Raw genomic sequence first — 18,340 nt, 5'->3', positions numbered from 1 at the left:
GCGCGGTGGGGCGGCTGGTGGTGGTGGGCGCGTGTGGCGGCAGCGAGGGGGAGGGGTGGCGGCTGCGGCGGGGGGGTCCGGGGCGCGGGGCGCGGGTGGGCTGCCGGGGGGGGGTGGCGGGGCTGGGGGGTGGAGCCCTGAGCGTCCTGGGCGCGTGTGTGTGTGGGGGGGTGAGGGTGGGGGCGGGTGGTGCGGTGGGGGGGCGGGTGGGGGTGTGGGGGCGTCTGGTGCGCGGGGTTGTCGCGGGGTGCGGGGTGGGCTGTGGTCGGGGGGGCGCGCCGTGGCGGTGGGTGGGGGGGGCTGGGTGGGGGTGGCGCGTGGGGGGGGTGGGGGGGTGGGGGGGGGGTGGGGGGGTGGGGGGGGGTGGGGGGGGGAGGGGGGGGGGGGCGGGGGGGTGGGGGGGGGGGGGGGGGGCGGGAGGGGGGGGGGGGGGGGCGGGGGGGGCGGGAGGGGGGGGGGGGGGGGGCGGGGTGGTGGGGGGGGTGGCGGGGGGGGGTGAGGGCGGGGGGCGGGCGGGCGGGGGGGGCGCGGGGGGGGGGGGGGGGAGGGCAGAGGGGGGGTCGAGGTGGCAGGGGCCGGGGCTGGCGGCGTGGGCGAGGGGGGGGGAGGTTGATGTATTTGTTTGTTGGAAGCAAGAGACGGAGTAAGGGATGTAGCGGGTGCTCGTGGGGTGGGAGATTTGTGTGAGTGATATGTTGAGATTTATATAAGAGACTGCAGCGACCTTGTGCGCTGCCTGCTGCCCCCGCTCAGGTGTCAGAGGTCGGCTGCATGCTGATCACTGAACTCCTCCAGCGCTCGCAGGCGCACCAGGTCCTGACCCAGCCCGAGCTGGTTCAGGCACCCGCGTCCGCTGAGCAACCTGTATCCTTAACTCATCTGACATTGCCGACGACATGTAGTGAGTATACATAGGAAGCAACTCCATTACAATAAAACTCATAAACATACACCTCTACCGAACAATAACAAATCAATCAACATCCTTTACACATCAACCCCACCACAAACACATCAATGCTCCGGGCTGGCGGATGGGTGTGTGGTTGTGTGCGCGGGCGGCGCTGGGAGGCGCGGGGCTGCTGGAGCGGCGTGGTACGCGGCGTCGCGGAGGGCCTCCTGTGGGGGCGGCGGGGCGGGGGGGGGGGGGGGAGGGGGGGCGGGGGGGGGGGGGCGGGCGGCGGGGGGGGGGGGGGGGGGGGGGGGGGGGGTGTGGGGGGGGGGGGGGGGGGGGGGGGGGGGGGGGGGGGGGGGGGGGAGGGGGGGGGGGAGGGGGGGGGGGGGGGGGCGGGGTGGGGGGGGGGGGGGGCGGGGGGGGGGGGGCGGGGGGGGGGGGGGGGCGAGGGGGGAGGGAGGGGGGGAGTGGGGGAGGGCGCCAAGGGAGGGGTAGGGGACAGCGGGCGCCGAGTAGGCGGGGGGGGTGGCGAGGGGCAGCCGGGCGGTCGCGGCCAGGGCGGCGGGGTCGCCGACCGCCGGGGTCGTCCAGGACCGCCTCTCCCAGCTCACCCTCCGGCTGCGCGACGAGGTCCCCCTTTGCAGCCCCGTGCGGCCGCAGCTCCGGTATCGCATCCCGTTCTTCCACCGTTACGCCGCGCTCGCCGCGTGTCCCCGCCGCGCACAGCCGCTGCGCCCGGCCGGTCCGCCCCCGCTCCGCCACAGCCCCCCCCCCCCCCCCCCCCCCACCCCCCCCCCCCCGCCCCCGCCCCCCCCCCCCCCCCCGCCCCGCCGCCCCCCCCGCCCCCCCCCCCCCTCCACCCCCCCCCCCCCCCCCCCCCGCCGCCTCCGCACCCCCCCGCCGCCCGCTCCTCCCCCGGCTCCTAACTTCCGGCCCTGCGTTCTACGCGCTGCGTCCTCGCCGTCTCTGCCCGCCCCGCCGCCGCCCCACGCGGCTCCCCCGCCCGCTCGTGCACACGCGCGTGACGACCATGCCTTCTCTCTCCTCCACCCTGCCCCTCCCCGCCCCTCCTGGCTCCACGTCCACTTTCTCCTCCCCCTTCGTCTACCTTCTCCCTCCCTCCTCCCCTTCCTCTTCCCGTTCCTCCCTCTCCCCCCCCGCCTCCTCCTCCGCCCCCTCCCCGCCCCCCTCCTCCCCGCCCGCCTCCGCCTGCTCCCCCCCGCCCCCCCCCCGCCCCCCCCCCCCCGCCCCCGCCCCCCCCCCCGCCCCCCCCCCGCCCACCCCCCCCCCCCCCCCGCCCCCCTCCCCCCCCCCCCCCTCCCCCACCCCCCGCCCCCCCCCCCCGCACCCCCCCCCCCCCACCCCCACCCACACCGCGCCGCCCCGCAGCCCAGCTCCCCACCCCCGCCACAGCAGGGACTGTCGCGGCCCAGCCCCTCACAGCGCACATCGACTCAGCGCGCCTGCCCGCCACGCCCGGCCACACCCCCCCACCCCCCCGCCCCTCCCCTCCCCCCCCGCACAGGCCCGCCCCCCCCTGCCCCTCCACCCCCCCCCCACCCGGCCCACCCCGGCCACCACCCCCCCGCCTGGCCCCCCCCCCCCCCCCCCGACCACCCCCCGCCCCCCCCCCCCCCCCCCCCCCCCCCCCGCCCGCCCCCCCCGCCCCGCCCCCCCCCCCCCCGCGCCCCCCCCCCCCCCCCCCACCCCCCCCCGCCCCCCCCCCCCGCACCCGCCCCCCCCCCCCCCCCACCCCCCCCCGCCCCGCCCCCCCCCCCCCCCCCCCCCGCCCCCCGCCCGCCCCCCCGGCCCCCCCCCACCCCCTCCCGCACCCGCCCCTCCACCGCCGCTCCGTCCCCCCCCACCCGCCCCGCCCGCCCTCCCCCCCCCACCCCCCCGCGCGCACTCGCCCACCCGACCACACCGACCACCCGCCGCGCCCCACCCCCCCCAGGGGGCGAGGGTGGGGTGCGAGGGGCCGGGGGGGGTAGGTGTGCGTGGGGGGTGGTCGGCGTGGTGGTGCGGCGGGGCGGGTGGGGGCGGAGGGTGGGCGCGGAGTTGGGGGTGGGGGTGGGGGGGGGGGTGGGGGCGGGGGGGGGGGGGGGGAGGGGGGGGGGGGGGGGGGGGCGGGGGGGGCGGGCGGGGGGGGGGCGGCGGGCGGGGGGGGGGTGGGGGGGGGGGGGGGGGTGGGGGGGGGGGGGGGGGTGGGGTGGGGAGGGGGGGGGGGGGGGCGGGGGGGGGGGGGTGGGCGGGGGGGGGGGGGGGGCGGGCGGCGGGGGGGGGGGGGGGGGGGGCGAGTGGGGGGGCCGTCAGGGGCCGGGCGGGCCAGCGGGGGGGCGAGAGGCCGGGTAGGAGTGCGGCGGCCCGGGCGGGCGGGATGCGCGGGCCGAGGTGGGGCGCGGCGACCACCCAGCGGTGGGGCTCGGTGGCGGGGAGCGGGGGCGGGTGGGCGGGGCGCGGGGGGCGCGTGGGGGGGCGGCGTGGGCGGGTGGCGCGGGGGGCGGGGGGGGGGGCGGGGGGGGGTGGGGGGGGGGGGAGGGGGGGGGGGGGGGGGTGGTGGGGGGGGGGGGGGGGGGGGGGGGGGGGGCGGGGGGGGGGGGGGGGGCGGCGGGGGCGGGGGCGGCGGGGGGGGGGGGGGGGGGGGGGGGGGAGAGGGGGGGGGGGGGGGGGGGGGAGTGGGGCGTCGAAGCCGGTGGTAGGGTTGGTGTGGGGGGGGGGGGCGGGGAGGTCGGGCGGGCGGCGGGAGCGGCGTGGGTGGGGGCGCCGAGGGAGGCCGAGGGGTGGGGCGGGGAGTCGGTGGCGGAGCGGCGGGGGCGGACCGGCGAGGAGGTGGGCCGGGGGGTGGGGCGGGCCCTCCCCGCGGGGGACGCGGGGGCCCCGGCCGCCGTCCACGCCGCACCCTCCACGCTGCTGCTGCCCCGCGCCTCCGCCGGCCGGGCCCCCCCGCTCCCCGCCGCGCTGCTCCCCACCGGCCCGGCCGCCCCCGCCGCCCCCTTCCTCCTGCTCTCGCCCGCCCGCCCGCCCCCCCCGCCGCCCCCCCCGCCCCCCCCCCCCCCGCCCCCCCCCCCGCCCCCCCCGCCCCCCCCCCCCCGCCGCCCGCCCCCCCCCCCCCGCCGCCCCCCCCCCCCCCCCCCGGCCCGCCGACGGTCTGTCCCGTCCTCCGCTCTCCTTGCTCGCCGAGTCCCTGCCAGGCGGTCAGCCCGGAGATGCTCTGCCCCGCGGCCCCTCTCTCGTCCACGTCGGCCGCGTCCGGGCCACGGTTGCACGCATCAACCGCGCCGTACTCCGCCCGCGCTCCCCGCCGCGCCCCGGCGGCCCACCCGACGACACGCCGCGCTGCTCCGGGCACCCCGCCGGCGCGCCCGAGCGACCGGGGCCCGGACGCGGCACAGGCCGCGGCCGCCGCCCGGGGCGCCGGGTTGGTGACCCCGGGCAGGGTGCTCCACCCGGACCCCGCGCCGCCCAGTGAGGGCCGCGCGCCCTCGAGGGCCGCTGCGAGGCGACCGACCGGCCGCCCCGCCTCACCCGACGCGGCCCGCGCACGCAGACGGGCAGCCGCGGCGCGCGCACGGCGCCCGATCCCGTCCGTCGACGGGGAGAGCGGGGCGTCGGCCGACCCGTACCGCCGGCGCGGAGGTATCCCGCGGGGAGGTTCGGAGAAGACCGCACAGGGCCGGTGGGCGGAGACGGCGCCAACCGTCATGGGCGGCTCGCGGGGACGGTGAGCTCGCGGGACACGCCGCCGTGTCGGGTCCGCCGGGGGGCGCCGCCCGCGGGGGCGGACGGGCTGAGCTTGTCACCGGCGCAGAGCACCGTGTAGTGCCGGCGCACCACGTCGACGTACGCTCGGAGCCCGCGAACAGGCCGGGCCGTCGCCACAATGTGTGCGTCCTCGGTTCCTACGATGCAACTCCGGACGCCGGCGACTCTCGGCTCGTCCGACCGCGTGATCACCGGCGACCCCGGGCTTCCTTCGTCCTAGCATTTTTTGTTTAGGTGTGTATAAGGGACAGCGCCCAGGACGAGGCGCGCTCCCTCGGGGACCGGGTCGCGGTGGTGCGCGAGGGCCGGATCGCGCAGATCGGCCAGGCGCTGGAGGTCGACGACCACCCGGCCGACGGGTTCGTCGGGGGTTGCCTCGGCGCCCCGCCGATGAACTTCCTGCCGGCCGGCGTGGACCGGGCCGACGGCCCGGCACGGTTGCGGATGGGCTCATCGCGCTGTACGAGCGGCCCCCCCTCCCCCGCCGCCGACTCGACGCCGGACCCCGGCCGGACGGCGGCTGGGCCGTCCCCGCGGTCCCGCCCGACCCGGCCGGATCGCGGCCCGCCGACGCTCCCGCCGGCCGCCCCCCCCACCGCCCCCCCCCCCCCCCCCCCCGCCCCCCCCTCCCCCCCCCCCCCCTCCCCCCCCGCCCCCCCCCCCCCCCCCTCCCCCCCCCCCACCCCCCCCCCCGCCCCCCCCCCCCCCTCCCCCCCCGCCCCCCCCGCCGCCCCCGCCCCGCCCCCCCCCCCCCGCCACCCCCCCCCCCCCCCCCCGCCCCACCTCGCCCCGCCGCGTCCCCCCCCACCCCCCCCCCCCACCTGCCCCCGCACCCCCCCGCAACTCGGCCCCCCAGTCCCCCCCCGCGCACCCCACCCACCCCCACGCGCTCCTCCAGCCACCCCTCCCTCTTTCTCTTTTCTTCTTACTCTCTTTCTCTCATGCATTTTTCTCCTCTCCCTTACTTTTCCTTTCTCTTTCTCTACTTCCTCCCCCTCTCCCTGACATCTCTTTCCTCCTCGCTTCTTCGGCCTTCCGCCTCTGCTCCCTTTCCCTCTTTCTTTTTTTTTTTTTTTTAGATTTGTATAAGAGCCAGGTCGGGTACGCCTCGCACTCAAGCCCTTCTTCCGGCACGGGATTACCGAGACGATCATGCATCAGGCCGAGGTGGAGGGCTGGCGCGGCGAGATCCGCGCCGGGCAGGTCGTCCGCTACGGCGACCCGGCCGAACCGTCGAACGACGACGACTCCCCGCGCCGCCGTGGCGCGACGCGGCCACCCCGAGCCGACGGCCGGCCCGGAGCCGACAGCCCGTCCGGAGCGGGGCCGGGTGGCTGGTGGCGCGACGCGCGGCGGGGGGTGGATGAGGGTCTAGGTGGGGGGAGCGGGGCGTGCAACGGGGGGGCGGAGAGGAAGGAGGCGGAGGGGGGCGGGCAGAGACGCAAGGGGGGCTGGGGGGGGGGGGGGGGGGGGGATGGGGGGGGGGGGGGGGGGGGGGTGGGGGTGGTGGGGGGGGGGGGGGGCGTGGGGGGGGGGGGGGGGGGGGGGGGGCGGCGGGGGGGCGGGGGCGCGTGCTTGTCGGCCGGGGGCGGCCGGGGGGGGGAGAGTCGGAGGGGGGAGCGGGGAAGGGGTGGGGGTGGGGCGGACGGGTGGGCTCGGAGGCGTGTCGCGGGGCGGATGAGAGGCGGGAGGGGGGTCGGGAGCTGTGATAGGCGAGGGGGGGAAGGGGGGCGGCGGGGAGCGGGCAGCGGCGGACGGATGTGCTGGGGCGGGCGGGTCAGGGGCAACTGCACAGTCCCGTCCACCGGGTCCCCCCTCCGCTCCCCCCCCTCCCCGCCGCCCCGACCCACGGGCACCCCTCCCCGTTCCCCATCCCCCCGACCCACACCCCCTACTCCGCGGTGCCCTCCTTCGCCCCCCTCCCGCCCCCCCCCCCCCCCCCCCCCCCGCCCCGCCCGCCCCCGCCCCCGCCCCCCCCCCCCCCCCCCCCGCCCCCCGCCCCCCACACCCCCCCCCCCCCCACCCCCGCCCCCCCCGCCGCGCCACCCCTCGCTACTCCGCCGCACAGGTGCTGATCCCGTAGACCACGCGCCGGACCCCGTGTCTCGCGTACCACTCCTTCGCCACCGCCACGTCCGACCCGACCGTCCGCCCCCCGTCCGACACCGTCGCCACACGTCCCGCCCCTGCGCACCGCCGCCCGCGCCCCGCCCACGGCTCCCCGTCCCCCCCCACCACCGACCCCACCCGTTCGGTCCTCTACTCCACCGCCCTCTCGTTTCTGCTCAGCTTCCTCCCCCGCCGTTGCTCGCTGACTCCCCGACCTCTCTTCCCCGCCCTCTCCGCCCCCGTCCGCTTGGTTCTCCCTGTCGCCTCGCTCTGCTGCGCTTCCGGCACCCTCACCCCCCCCACCCCCCACCCCCCCCCCCCCCCCCCCTCCCCCCACCCCCCCCCCCCCTCCCCCCACCCCCCCCCCCCCCGCCTCCCCCCCCACCCCCCCCCCCCTCCCGCCCCCCCCCCCCCCCCCCCCCGCCCCGCCGCCCCCCCCGCCCCCCCGCTCCCCACTCTCGCCCTGCCCCCTCACGCCCCCACGCACCCCCGCCCCGCCGCTGGCGCACCCCCCCCACCCCACCACAACTCCCCGCACGCCGCCACCAGCTCCTGCGTCACCGGTCCGGCCCCCGCCCCCCGCGCGACCCCACTCCACCGAGAATACGCCCAGCCCAAGGAAGGCTCGGTGGTGCTGATGACAGGCCAGTGCGTGATCGCCAAGAACAGCGAGCCCGAGCTGGCGCAAAAACTGGCCGAATTTCTGCTGAGCCCCCTGGCGCAGGCCAACGTGCTGCAGTTTGGCGCGCAGATCCCCACCAACCCCAAGGCCCCGGCCGTGGGTGAAGGCGCCGAGCAGGTGGCCAAGATCAACCAGTGGATGAAAAACGCCGTGACCCTGGACTGGGACAGCGTCAACGCCAACCGCCCAGCCTGGAACACGCGCTGGAACAAGACCATCGAGCGCTGAGCAACGGGGCCGTTGACGCGCGCCGCACCACACTGGCGGCGCGTTTGTGACAAATGTCACCGGCTGCGCCACGCCCTGCGGCAGGAGGGTGTCACAAACCGCTTCTTCGAATCCAGAATCCGGCGCCTGAACACGCTGATTCGTTCAGTTGCCATTCATTTGTGGGTCGGGAGGGGTGGTGGGGTGGGTTGTGGGGGGATGGGGGGCGGGGTGGGGGCTGTCGGCGGCTGGGGGAGTGGCGTGGTGGGGTTGGGGCGGTGGGGGTGTGGGGCGGGGGGGTGGCGCGGTGGGTCGGGCGTGGGCGGGACGCGAGTCGGGCGGGGGGGGGGTGGGGGGCGGGCGGGGGGGGGGCGGGGGGGGGGGGGTGGGGGGGGGGGGGGGCGGGCGGGGGGCGGGGGGGGGGGGTGGGGGGGGGGGGGGCGGGGGGTGGGGGGGGGGGGGGGGCGGTGGGGGGGTGGTGGTGGGCCGGGTCAGAGGGGCGGAGGCGATGGTGGCGGCGAGGACTCAGGATAGCAGGGCGGGGCATGGCCAGCGCCGGCGGCACAGTTGGCACCGGATGAATCCGACGAAGGCGTGCTTCCCATAGTTCCGGAGGAACCTCAGGGTTATACAGGGGTGGACTCCAAGAGGCGGGGGGGGGGCGGGGGGGGGTGGGGGGGGGGGGCTGGGGGGGGGGGTGACGGGGGTGGGGCGGGGGGCGGGGGGCCGGGGGGGGGGAGGCCGGGGCGGGGGGGTGGCGGTGGGGGCGGGCGAGTGGGCGAGGGGGGGGGTGGGGGGCGGGGGGGGCCGGCCGGTGGGCGGGCTCGGCGGGTGGTGTGGGGGGGGGGCGGGGCCGGCGCGGGGGGCCGGGCGGGTGAGCGGCCGGGCGGGGGGCGGGGGGGGGCGGGGGGGCGGGCCGGGGGGCGGGGGCGACTGGTGGGGCGGGCAGACGGGGTGGCGGGGAGCGCGGCACGCGGGTAGAAGGGGCAGGGGACGTGGCGACGGCGCGGGGAGGCGGGCGCGCGGGTACGCCGGCGGCGCGGCGCGGAACGGGGGGGGGCGGACCCGCCCGGGTGGTGGGGCGACGGGAGGGACCTCCGCTCGGGCCTGGTCGGGATCGCACCCGAGGGCCTCCTCTCCTATTCGTTCTTCTCCCCCCTCTACTCCCTGTTCGTCTTCCGGTTCCCTCTTCCACTCTCGTCTCTCTCCCTACTCTTCTTCTTTCGGCCCGCTCTCCATCTTTGAGCTCTTTCATCCTCCCTTCTTCCTCTTCCCGTTTACTCCCTTCTCTTCCCCCCCCTCTTCGCCGTTCACCTCCACCCCTACGCCTCCCCCCTCTTCCCCTCTCTCCGTCTGTCTTCCTCTTCTCCTTACCATCTTCTCCTCTCCACTTCCCCCCCCCTTTCCCACCTCTCCCTCTTCCCCCTTTCCTCCGCCCTTCTCCCCCCCCCCCTCTCTTACTCCTCCCCCCTCTTCTCCTTCTTTCTCTTCTCCCCCTCTCTCCCTTCCCCCCCCTTCCCCTCTCCCCCCCCCCCCTCTCCCCCCCCCCCCCCCCCCCCCCCCCCCCGCCCCCTCCCCCCCCCCCCCCCACCCTCCCCCCCCCTTCCCCCTGGGGGTGGGGGTGGTGGGGGAGGGGCGGGTGGTGGTGTGAGTGGGGAGTGGGCAGGGGTGGGAGTGGGGGGCGGGGGGGGGCGTGGGGTGGTGGGGGGCGGGGGGGGGGGGGTGGGGGGGTGGGGGGGGGGGGGGGGAGGGGGGGTGGGTGGAGGGGGGGGGGGGGGGGGTGGGGGGGGCGGGGGGGGGGGGGGGGGTGGGGAGGGGGGGGGGGGGGGGGGGGGGGGGGGGGCGGGGGGGGGGGGGGGGTGGCGGGGGGGGGGGGGGGGGGGGGGGGGGGCGGGCGGGCGGGGGGCGGGGGCGGGGGTGGGGGTGGCCGCGGGGGGCAGGGTGGTGGGGCCGGCGGGGGGGGGCGGGCCGGTGGGGCGGGCGGACGGCGGGTCCCGGTAGCGGTGCCGGCGGTCGCGGTCTGCGCCGACGTCGGTTCGAGCTGGACGAAGGTGGCGGGGGTGGATGTGGGCGACGGCACGTTGGTCGGCTCGCGCGGCAAGCGCAGGGCACGGTACAGGATGGACGCCACGAGGGGGGGGTCCGGGCTGTTATACAAATCTGACACTGCAGAACGAATGGAGGGTGGCGAAATCAGAGGTCGCGGAAAACAGGAGGTAACACGGGCGTGGTGAGGGGCGAGGATAGAGACGGTAGGGGGCACAGAGAGGGGAAGAGGGGGGGAAGGGGGGGGGGGGGGGGGGAGCGGGGGGGGGGGGGGGGGAGGTGGGGGGGGGGGGGGGGGGGGGGGGGGGGAGCGGGGGGGGGGGGGGGGTGGAGCCGGGGGGTGGCGGGGGGCGTGCGAGGGGTGTGCGGGGAGGGGCCGGGAGGGGGGGGGGCGGGGGTGCCGGGGGGGCGCAGTGGGTGGGCGAGAGGCGCGGGAGGGCAGGCGAGGGCGGCGAGCCCGGCGAGCAGCCAGGTCCGGGCGGCGGGGCGGGGGGTCGGGTGCGGGGCGGCGGCGGGGAGGATCGGGGCCCCGCCGGCGCCCCCCCTCTCCACGCCCCCGCCGCCCGCCCGCCCCCCCCCGCCCGCCCCCCCCCACCCCCCCCCCCTCCCCCCCCCCCCCCCCCCGCCCGCCGCCCCCACCCCCCCCCCCCCCACCCGCCCCCCCCCCCCCCCCCCGCCCCCCCCCCCGCCCCCCCCCCGCCCCCCCCCCCCCGCCCCCCCCACCCCCCCCCCCCCCCACCCCGCCCCCCCCCCCCCCCGCCCCCCACCCCCCCCCCCCCCTCCCCGCCCCCCCCCCCCCCCGCCCCCTCCCCCCCCCCCCCCCACCCCGCCCCCCCCCCCCCCCCGCCCCGCCCTCCCCCACCACCCCCTCCCCCCCCCCCCCCCAGCCCCGCCCCGCGCCCCACCCGGCCCACCCTCACCCCCGCCACCGCCGCCCGACCCAGCCCTCCCACCGCACCCCGCCCCCCTGCCCCCCCACACCACCCCCCCCGACCGACCAGCCCGCTGCCCCGCCGCCCGCCCCGCGGCCGCCACCTCCCGCCCCCTGCCGCCCATCCGCCGCCCAGCGCCGCCCCCGCCGCCCGCTCCCTCCCCCGCGCACACGACCTCGGCGCCCGGCCCCCCGCCCACCCCCCGCCCCCCAACGCCTCGCCGCCCCCCCCGCCGACCGCCGCCGCCCCGCTCCCCCCACCGCCCCTCCCGCCGCCCCACCCCCCCCCACCCGCACGCCCCGCACCCCCCCCGCCCCCCCCCGCCCCCCCCCCGCCCACCCCCCCCCCCCCGCCCCCCTCCCCCCCCCCCCCCCCCCCCCCGCCCACCCCCCCCCCCGCCCGCTCCCCCCACCCGCACCGCCCGCCACCCCCCCGGCCCCCCTCGCCCTCCCCCACCCCCCCCCCCCCGCCCCCCTCCCGCCGCCCCCCCCCACCCACCACCCGCCCCCCCACCACACCCTTGCACCCACCACCGCCCCGTCGCACACCGCCCTCCACCCCCGCGACTCACCGGCCCGGCTGCTCCAGGCGGTCCGCCCCCACGTCCACGTCCAGGGCGGCCACTCCCCGCCCCACCTGCTCCCCCCACCGCCCCCGGCACGCCCGCTCCGCCGGCCGCCCCGCCCCCTGCCCGCCGCACCCCACCGTCCCACCCCCCCGCTGCCCCCCCGCATCCCCCCCCCCGCCCCCGCCCGCCCCCGCCCGCCCCCCCGGCCCCCCCCCCCCCCCCCCCCCCCCCCCCCCCCCCCCCCCCCCCCCCCGCCCCGCCCGCCCCCCCCCCCCCCCCCCCCCCCTCCCCCCCGCCCGCCCCCCCGCCCCCCCCCCCCCCCCCCCCCTCCCCCCCCCCCACCCCCCCCCCCCCCCCCCCCCCCTCCCCCCCCCCGCCCCCCCCCCCCCCCCCGCCCCCCCGCCCCCCCCCCCCCACCCCCCACACCCCCCCCCCCACCCCCCCCGCCCCCCCGCCCCCCCCCCCCGCACCCCCACCCCCCTCCCCTCCCCTTCTCCCGTCCCCTCCCCACCCTACGACTCCTACCCCCCTCCCGCCCCGTCCCCCCCCCCCCCCGCCCCCGCCCCGCTCCTCCTCACCCCCGTCGCCCCCCCCCCCCCCCCCCACTAGCCCTCCACCCCGCTCACGTCCCCCTCCCCCCCCCCGCCACCTGTCCCGCCCCCCCCCCCCCCCCCCCCCCCCCCCCCCCCCCCCCGCCCCCCCCCCCCCCCATCCCCCCCCCCCCCCCCCCCCCCGCTCCCCCCCCCCCCCCGCCCCCGCCCCCCCCCCCCCCCCTCCCCGCCCCCCCCCCCCCCCCCCTCCCCGCCCCCCCCCCCCCCCACGCCCCCCCCCCGCCCCGCCGTTCTCCCGACTGTACCGCTGCCCCCCGTTCCCCTCTCCCCCCACAGCCCCTCACCCCTCCCCCCCATCCCGGCCCCCCCCCCACTCGCCCCCCCCCCCCCCCCCGTCCCCCTCGCCCTCCACCCACTCCCTCCCCTACGCCGCCCTCACCCCCCGCACCACCCCCCCCCCCCCGCCCCTCCCCCCCAACCCGCCCCCCACCCCGGCCCTCCCCGCGCCCCCGACCACCCCCCCCCCCCCCCCCCACCCGCCCCTCGCCCCCCCCCCCCCCCACCCCCCGGCCCCCCCCGACCCCCCACCCCCGCCCTCCCCCCCGCCCCCCCCGCCCCCCCCCCCCGCCCGCCCACCCCCCCACCCCCCCCCCCCCCCCCCCCCCCCACACCCCCCCCCCCCCCCCCCCCCCCCACCCCCCCGCCCCCCCCCCCCCCCCCTTCCCCCCCCCCCCCCCCCCCCCACACCACCGCTCTTTACCCACCCTCCCCCACCGCACCCTCCCACACCATGAGCCTGCACACCTCCCGCCTCAACCCCAACTCCAAACACTGCACCCCTTGTCCGTCTGCCCCTGCTCCCCGTCCCACGCTCCCGACGGACACAACGGACCGCACCTCACGACCCGCCGTTTTCCCGCACCTTGCCAAGCACCCGGCTCAGCCCGTCCGCCTCCCCCCACACCCCGTGCGGGTCCCTCCGCCCCACCCCCCGCACCGCCGGCGCCGGCCACCGCCCCGCCACCTCCGCCCTCCACTCCCCCCTCTCCCCCCCTTCGTCTGCCCGTCGCGCCCGCCCACCCCCCCCCTCCATCCGACCCAGCCGCCGCCCCCCCCCCCCCACCCCCCACCCCCCCCCCCCCCCCCACCCCGCCCCCCCCCCCCACCCCCGCCCCCCCCCCCCCCCCCCTCCCCCCCCGCCCCCCCCCCCGGCCCCCCCGCCCCCCCCCCCCCTCCTCCCCGGCGTCCGACTGCCCCCCCACCGCCCCCGCCACGGCCGACAACCCCACCCGACCGCCCCGGAACGAGCCCACCAACGCCGCCAGCACCGCCCGCTCCCTCCGGCACCACCCCCGCCCGTCCACCCCCGAGCCCCCCACCGCCGCCCCGGGCGTCCACCCGACCACCGACGCTGGCCCCCCGGTATCCGGTCCAGCCGACGAACGCCAGCAGCACCAACACGAAGCCGCTCCCAACCGCCGTCCCCGACCTCGGGCCTCCACGTCCTCTCGGACCTCCCACCGCGCCGATGCGCTCCTCCACGGCCGCCCGCATCGCCCGCCAACCGTCCCCCGCGACCCCGACACGCCCGCGGAACCGCCGGCCCCGCGACCGTCCCCGCCGCCCGCCCCCGCCCCCCCCCCCCCCGCCCCCCCCCCGCCCCCCCCGCCCCGCCCCCCCCCCCCCCCCCGCCCCCTCGCCCCCCCCCCCCCCCCCCCCCGCGCCCCCCCCCCCCCACCCCCCACACCCCCCCCCCCCCCCCCCCCCGCTCCCCCCCCCCCCCCCCCCCCCCCCACCCCACCCCCCCCCCCCCCCGCCCCCCCGCCCCCCACCCACCACAGCCGCCCCCACCGCCGACCGCCCCCGACCGCCGCACCCCGCCACCCACGCAGACCCGCGGGGGGGTGGGCGGGGTGGGCTGGGAGGTGGGGGTGGGTGGGGGGGTGGGGGGAGGCGGGGACGGTAGCGGGGGCGAGTGGGAGTATCGGGTGTGGGGGGCGGCCGGGCACGGCGGGGACGGCACGGTGAGCGAGGCGCGGGTGCAGGTGGAGGAGCGGGGCGGGGTAGAGGCGGCCGAGGGGCGGGACGGGGCGGAGCGGGGGGGGGGCGGGGGGGGGGGGGGGTGGGGAGGGGGGGGGGGGGGGGGCGGGGGGGGGGGGGGGCGGGGGTGGGGGGGGGGGGGGGGTGGGAGGGGGGGGGGGGGGGGCGGGGGGTGGCGGGGCGGGGTGGTGGGGGTTAGGGGGGGGGCTCGGCGGGGGGGGTGGAGCTGGGGGTGCCGAAGGGGGGGGGGGCGTTGGTGGCGGGTCAGGGGGTGGGGGTGGAGGGTCCGGATCTGGACATGGCGGAGCTGGGTCGGGAGTTGGTGGGCGCCGGGCCGTTCAGCGTCCAGAAGCGGGCTGCGCCGGTGGGAGGTGTGGGCGCTGCGCTGGGTCTAGGGGGGGTGGGGGCTGCGGGGCTGGAGGAGCGGCGCCCGGGGGGGGGTGGTGGTGGGGGGCGGGGGGGCCGGGGGGGGGGGCGGGGGGGGGGCGGGCGGGGGGGGGGGGCGGGTGGTGGGGGCGGGGGCGCAGTGCTTGCGGGCGGTGCGGGCGTTGCTGGTGGGTCCGGGCCGGGGCGCGGGGATGGGCGCGGCGGCGGCGGCCGAGGGGGGGACGGGGGCCTGCGGGCTGGAGATCGGGGTGGGGGCGAGGGGGCGGGGGAACGGAAGGGGGTGGCGGCGGCCGCGGGTGATCGGCGCGGGTGCGGCGGGCGGGCAGGGCGCGGCATCCGCGGGCGTGGGGGAGGCTTTCGACCAGGGCGAGAAGGGCGTGCGGGGTTCCGAGGGTGGGGCGCGCGGACTCGGCAACATGGCGGCGGGCGGCGTCGTCGGAGCCGATCGCCCGGCGGCCAGGTTGTGGAGCTCACACCCTCCCCCTACACCCTCCCGCGAACCCTGCGACCCTACGCCTGTCCCGGACCGCACTCCCCGCCCCACGCCATCACCCCCACCCCCGTCTCCGCACCCGACCCACCGCGCCGCCTCCCCACGCCCCGCCCTGCCTCGTGTCCCCATCCGCCCCCGCCCCGTCGAACTCCGTCGCCTCCCCCACCACCCCCCCCCCCCCCCCCACCGCCCCCCCCCCCCCCCCCGCGCCCCCCCCCCCCCCCCCCCCCCGCCGCCCGCCCCCCCCCCCCGCGCCCCCCCCCGCCCCCGCCCCCCCCCCCCCCCCGGCCCCCGCCGCCCCCCCCCCGGCCCGGCCGACGCACCGCCCCCGCCCCGCCCCCCCACCCCACCCCGCCCCGCCACCCTCCGTGCCCTCCACCCCAGCACTCCCCCCCCCCACCACCCCGCCCACCGCCCCACGCACGCACCGCCCCCACCCCACCCACGCGACCCCGCCAGCCTCACCACCCGCCACGCCTGTACCCCGTCTTGTGGCAGCTCCCTTCCACGACGCCGAGCAGTCCACTCTCGCCGCACCGCTTCTCCGCCCCCCGCATCGCGCCCCCGGGCGCGTATGCCCACGCGCCGTGTGCGGGCCTGGCGGCGCCCCGCAGCCCCACCGCGCCACCGCCGTCCGGCCACGGGGGGATGACGGGCCGGGGCAGGCCAGCGGACAGGTCGGCCCGCGACGCCGCACCCCACCTCAGCCCGCCCCTCCGCCGCGCGCGGCTGCCGGCACCTCTACTGCCCCCCCGCCCCCCTGCTCTCGCACCTGCACCCGGCCCCGGCCACCCCCGCGCCCCCACCGCGCCTGCCCAGCCCCCTCCCGCGCCCCCGGCCTCGGCCCCGGCCCGGCCCCCACCGCACACCCCAACCCCCGCCCGCCCCGCCCCCCCTCGCCGACGGCCACCCCGCGGCCGCCCCCACCCCGCCGGCCCCCACCGCTCCCCTCCCGCCGGCCGCCCCGCCGCCCCCCCCCCACCCCCCGCGCGCCAGGGCCAGCCCGTTCGGCCGGCCCCTCCCCACGCAGGAGACGCCGACGAAGCGCTCTACCCGTCCTGTCGGGACGTTCTCTGTGCCCCCTCCGCCGACTCGTGCCCCGGCCGCCATCACGCCGGCCCCCAGTCCCCTGCCTACCCGCCGCCCCCGCCTTTATCCGTCCCGCCCCCGCCCGTTCCGCCGCCCCCCCCCCCCCCTCCCTCCCCCCCCCCCCCCCCCTCCCTCCCCCCCCCCCCCCCCCCCCCCCCCCCCGCCCCGGCCCGCCCCCCCCGCCCCCCCCCCCCCCCCCCGCCCCGCCCCCCCCCCCCCCCCCCACGCCCCCCCCCCCCCCCCCACCCCCCCGCCCCCCCCCCCACCCCCCCCGCCCCCCCCCCCCCGGCCCCCCCCGCCCCCCCCGCCCCCCGCGCCCGCCGCCCCGCCCACCAGCCCCCGCCCACCCCGACACGCCGCGCCAACCCCGCCGTGCACACGACGACGCACCCGGCAGCCCGGCGGCACGCCGCCACGGCACGACGCCGCCGCCCCCGCCAGCGACCTCCCCGCGCTCCCCCCCGAACTCGGCGGAGCCGGCTACCCGCGCGCCGCCCCGCTGGGCGCCGGCGCCGCCGTGACCGCCGCCGCCCACCCCCCCCCCCCGGCACGCCGACGCGCCCTGCTCGCCCCCTCCCCCCGTCCGCCCCCCCGCGCCGCCGCCCCCCCCCCCCCCCCCCGCCACCCCCCCCCCCCCCCCCGCCCCCCCGCCGCCCCCCCCGCCCCCCCCCCCCGCCCCCCCCCCCGCCCCCCCCCCCCCCGCCCCCCCCACCCCCCCCCCCTCCCCCCCCTCCCCCCCCCTCCCCCCCCCCCCCCCCACCCCCCCCGCCCCCCGCCCCCCACCCCCCCCGCCGCGCGCCCCACGCGCCCCCGGCCCTCGCCCACGCCCCGCCCCGACCACGCACCTCGCCCCGCCAGCCCCCGCCCTCACCCGGCGCCCGCGCGACGCCCCCGCACACCACGCCGCCGCTGCCGCCACCCCGATCACAGGGTGATGAGGGGAGGGGGAGGGGGGTGGGGGGGGGGCGGTGGAGGAGGGGGAGGGGGGGGAGGGGGGGGAGGGGGGGGGGGGTGGGGGGGGGGGGGGGGGAGGGGGGGGGGGGGTGGGGGGGGAGGCGGGGGGGGGGGGGGGGGGGCAGGGGGGGGGGGGGGGGAAGGGGGGGAAGGGGACGGAGGAGGGGGGGGGGGGGGAGGGGGGAGGGGAGGGGCGGGGGAGGACGGGGGAGGGGGGGGGGGGTAGGGGGGGGGGGAAGGGGGGTGGGGGGGGTGTGTTGGGGGGGGTGTGGGGTGGGGGGCGGGGTGGGGGCGGGGAGCCGGTGGGAGCGGGCGGGGGTGGTGGTGGGGGGGGTGCAGGACCAAGAGCGGGTGGAGGGGGTGGGAGCGGAGGGGCGGGGCGGAGGGGGCGGGCGCGGGCGGCAAGGGATGCTGGAAGGTCTGGGGGTGGTAGGACGGCGGGGGGGTGTGAGGGCGGATAGGATATGGGGGCCGGGGGAGTCGTCGCATGTGCGCGCCAGATCGCCTGCGCCCCGGCGGCCGGGCCGCCGGTGGCAAGCTCGAGACAGTCGGCGAGCATCCGCCGCTCGAGCTCGTCCAGGTCGACCGTGGGTGGGTCGGGCGGCGGCTGCCCGAGGGTCACGTGGTGCGCGGGGGCGGTCTGGCCGCGCCCTTCGACGCCGTAGCAGGCGTCGAGCACGGTCGTCACGGCGATCTCCCCGACCACGCCCCCCCCCCCCCCCCCCCCCTCGCCCCCCCCCCCCCCCCCCCCCCTCCCCCACCCCCCCCCCCCCCGCCCCCCCACCCCCCCCGCCCCCCCCACCCGCCCCCCCCGCCCGCCGAACCTCGCGGCCCGCGCCACCGCCGCCACGCTCGCCAGCCCCGCCGCCTCCAGCGGGTCTACGACGCTCCTGACCACCACACACTGTCCGGGCTGCGGCCTATCCCACCCTACCTGCACGGCCCTCCCCCGCCCCATGCGCCCAGCGACCGCGTCCCCTCGGCACACATCGCTCCAGCTCGCAGCGCGGCGGACGACCGGGTCCCGCCGCGCAGCGGCCAGCCCGCCGACGCGCCGCTCCGCCCGGACCGGCTCGCCGGCTACCCGGTCCTCGCCGCCCCCCCGCCCAGCCCGCCCGCTCCGCTCGGCCCGACCCCACCCCCCCGGCCCGCCGCACCCCCCCCGCCCCGCCCCCCCCCCCCGCCCCCCCAGCCCCCCCGCCCCCCCCCACCCCCCCCGCCCCCCGCCCCCCCCCGCCCCCACCCCCCCCCCCCCCCCCACCCGCCCCCCCCCCCCCGCCGCCCCGCCCCCCCCCGCCCCCCCCCCCCCCCCCTCCCCCCCCTCCCCCCCCCTCCCCCCCCCCCGCCCCCCCTCCCCCCCCCCCCCCCGCCCCCTCCCCCCCCCCCCCCCCCGCCCCCCGCGCCCCCCCCCCCGCCGCCCCCGCCCCCTGCTCCCGGCCCCCGCCCGCGCGCCACCCACCCGTCCGCCGCCCGCCCTCGCCGCCGCGCCCCGCCGGCTGCCCCGACACCGCCACCCGGCGCCACGCCGCCGGCGCCCACCGTCCGCGTCGGGCCAATCTCCCCCCGCTCCGCCCCACCGCGCCCCCCTCCCCGCTGCACAGCGTGCCCCACATCTCTCGCACCTC

At 83.0% G+C, this 18,340-nt stretch carries 2 protein-coding genes; one reads left to right on the top strand and one right to left on the bottom strand.

The features are described from left to right. Positions 1-5,596: 5,596 nt before the first annotated feature. Entirely contained in the window at positions 5,597-5,815 is a 219-nt protein-coding gene (locus tag C6361_RS37410) for a hypothetical protein (protein ID WP_159079652.1), read from the bottom strand. 1,579 nt (positions 5,816-7,394) lie between these two features. Between C6361_RS37410 and C6361_RS36570 the strand changes: the two genes are divergently transcribed. Then, positions 7,395-7,676, top strand: a complete 282-nt coding sequence (locus C6361_RS36570) for a hypothetical protein (protein ID WP_199853174.1) — start codon at positions 7,395-7,397, stop codon at positions 7,674-7,676. The last annotated feature ends 10,664 nt before the right edge of the window (positions 7,677-18,340 follow it).

The organism is Plantactinospora sp. BC1, assembly GCF_003030345.1.
Lineage (GTDB): Bacteria > Actinomycetota > Actinomycetes > Mycobacteriales > Micromonosporaceae > Plantactinospora.
This window is presented reverse-complemented; position numbering and strand designations above follow the sequence as displayed.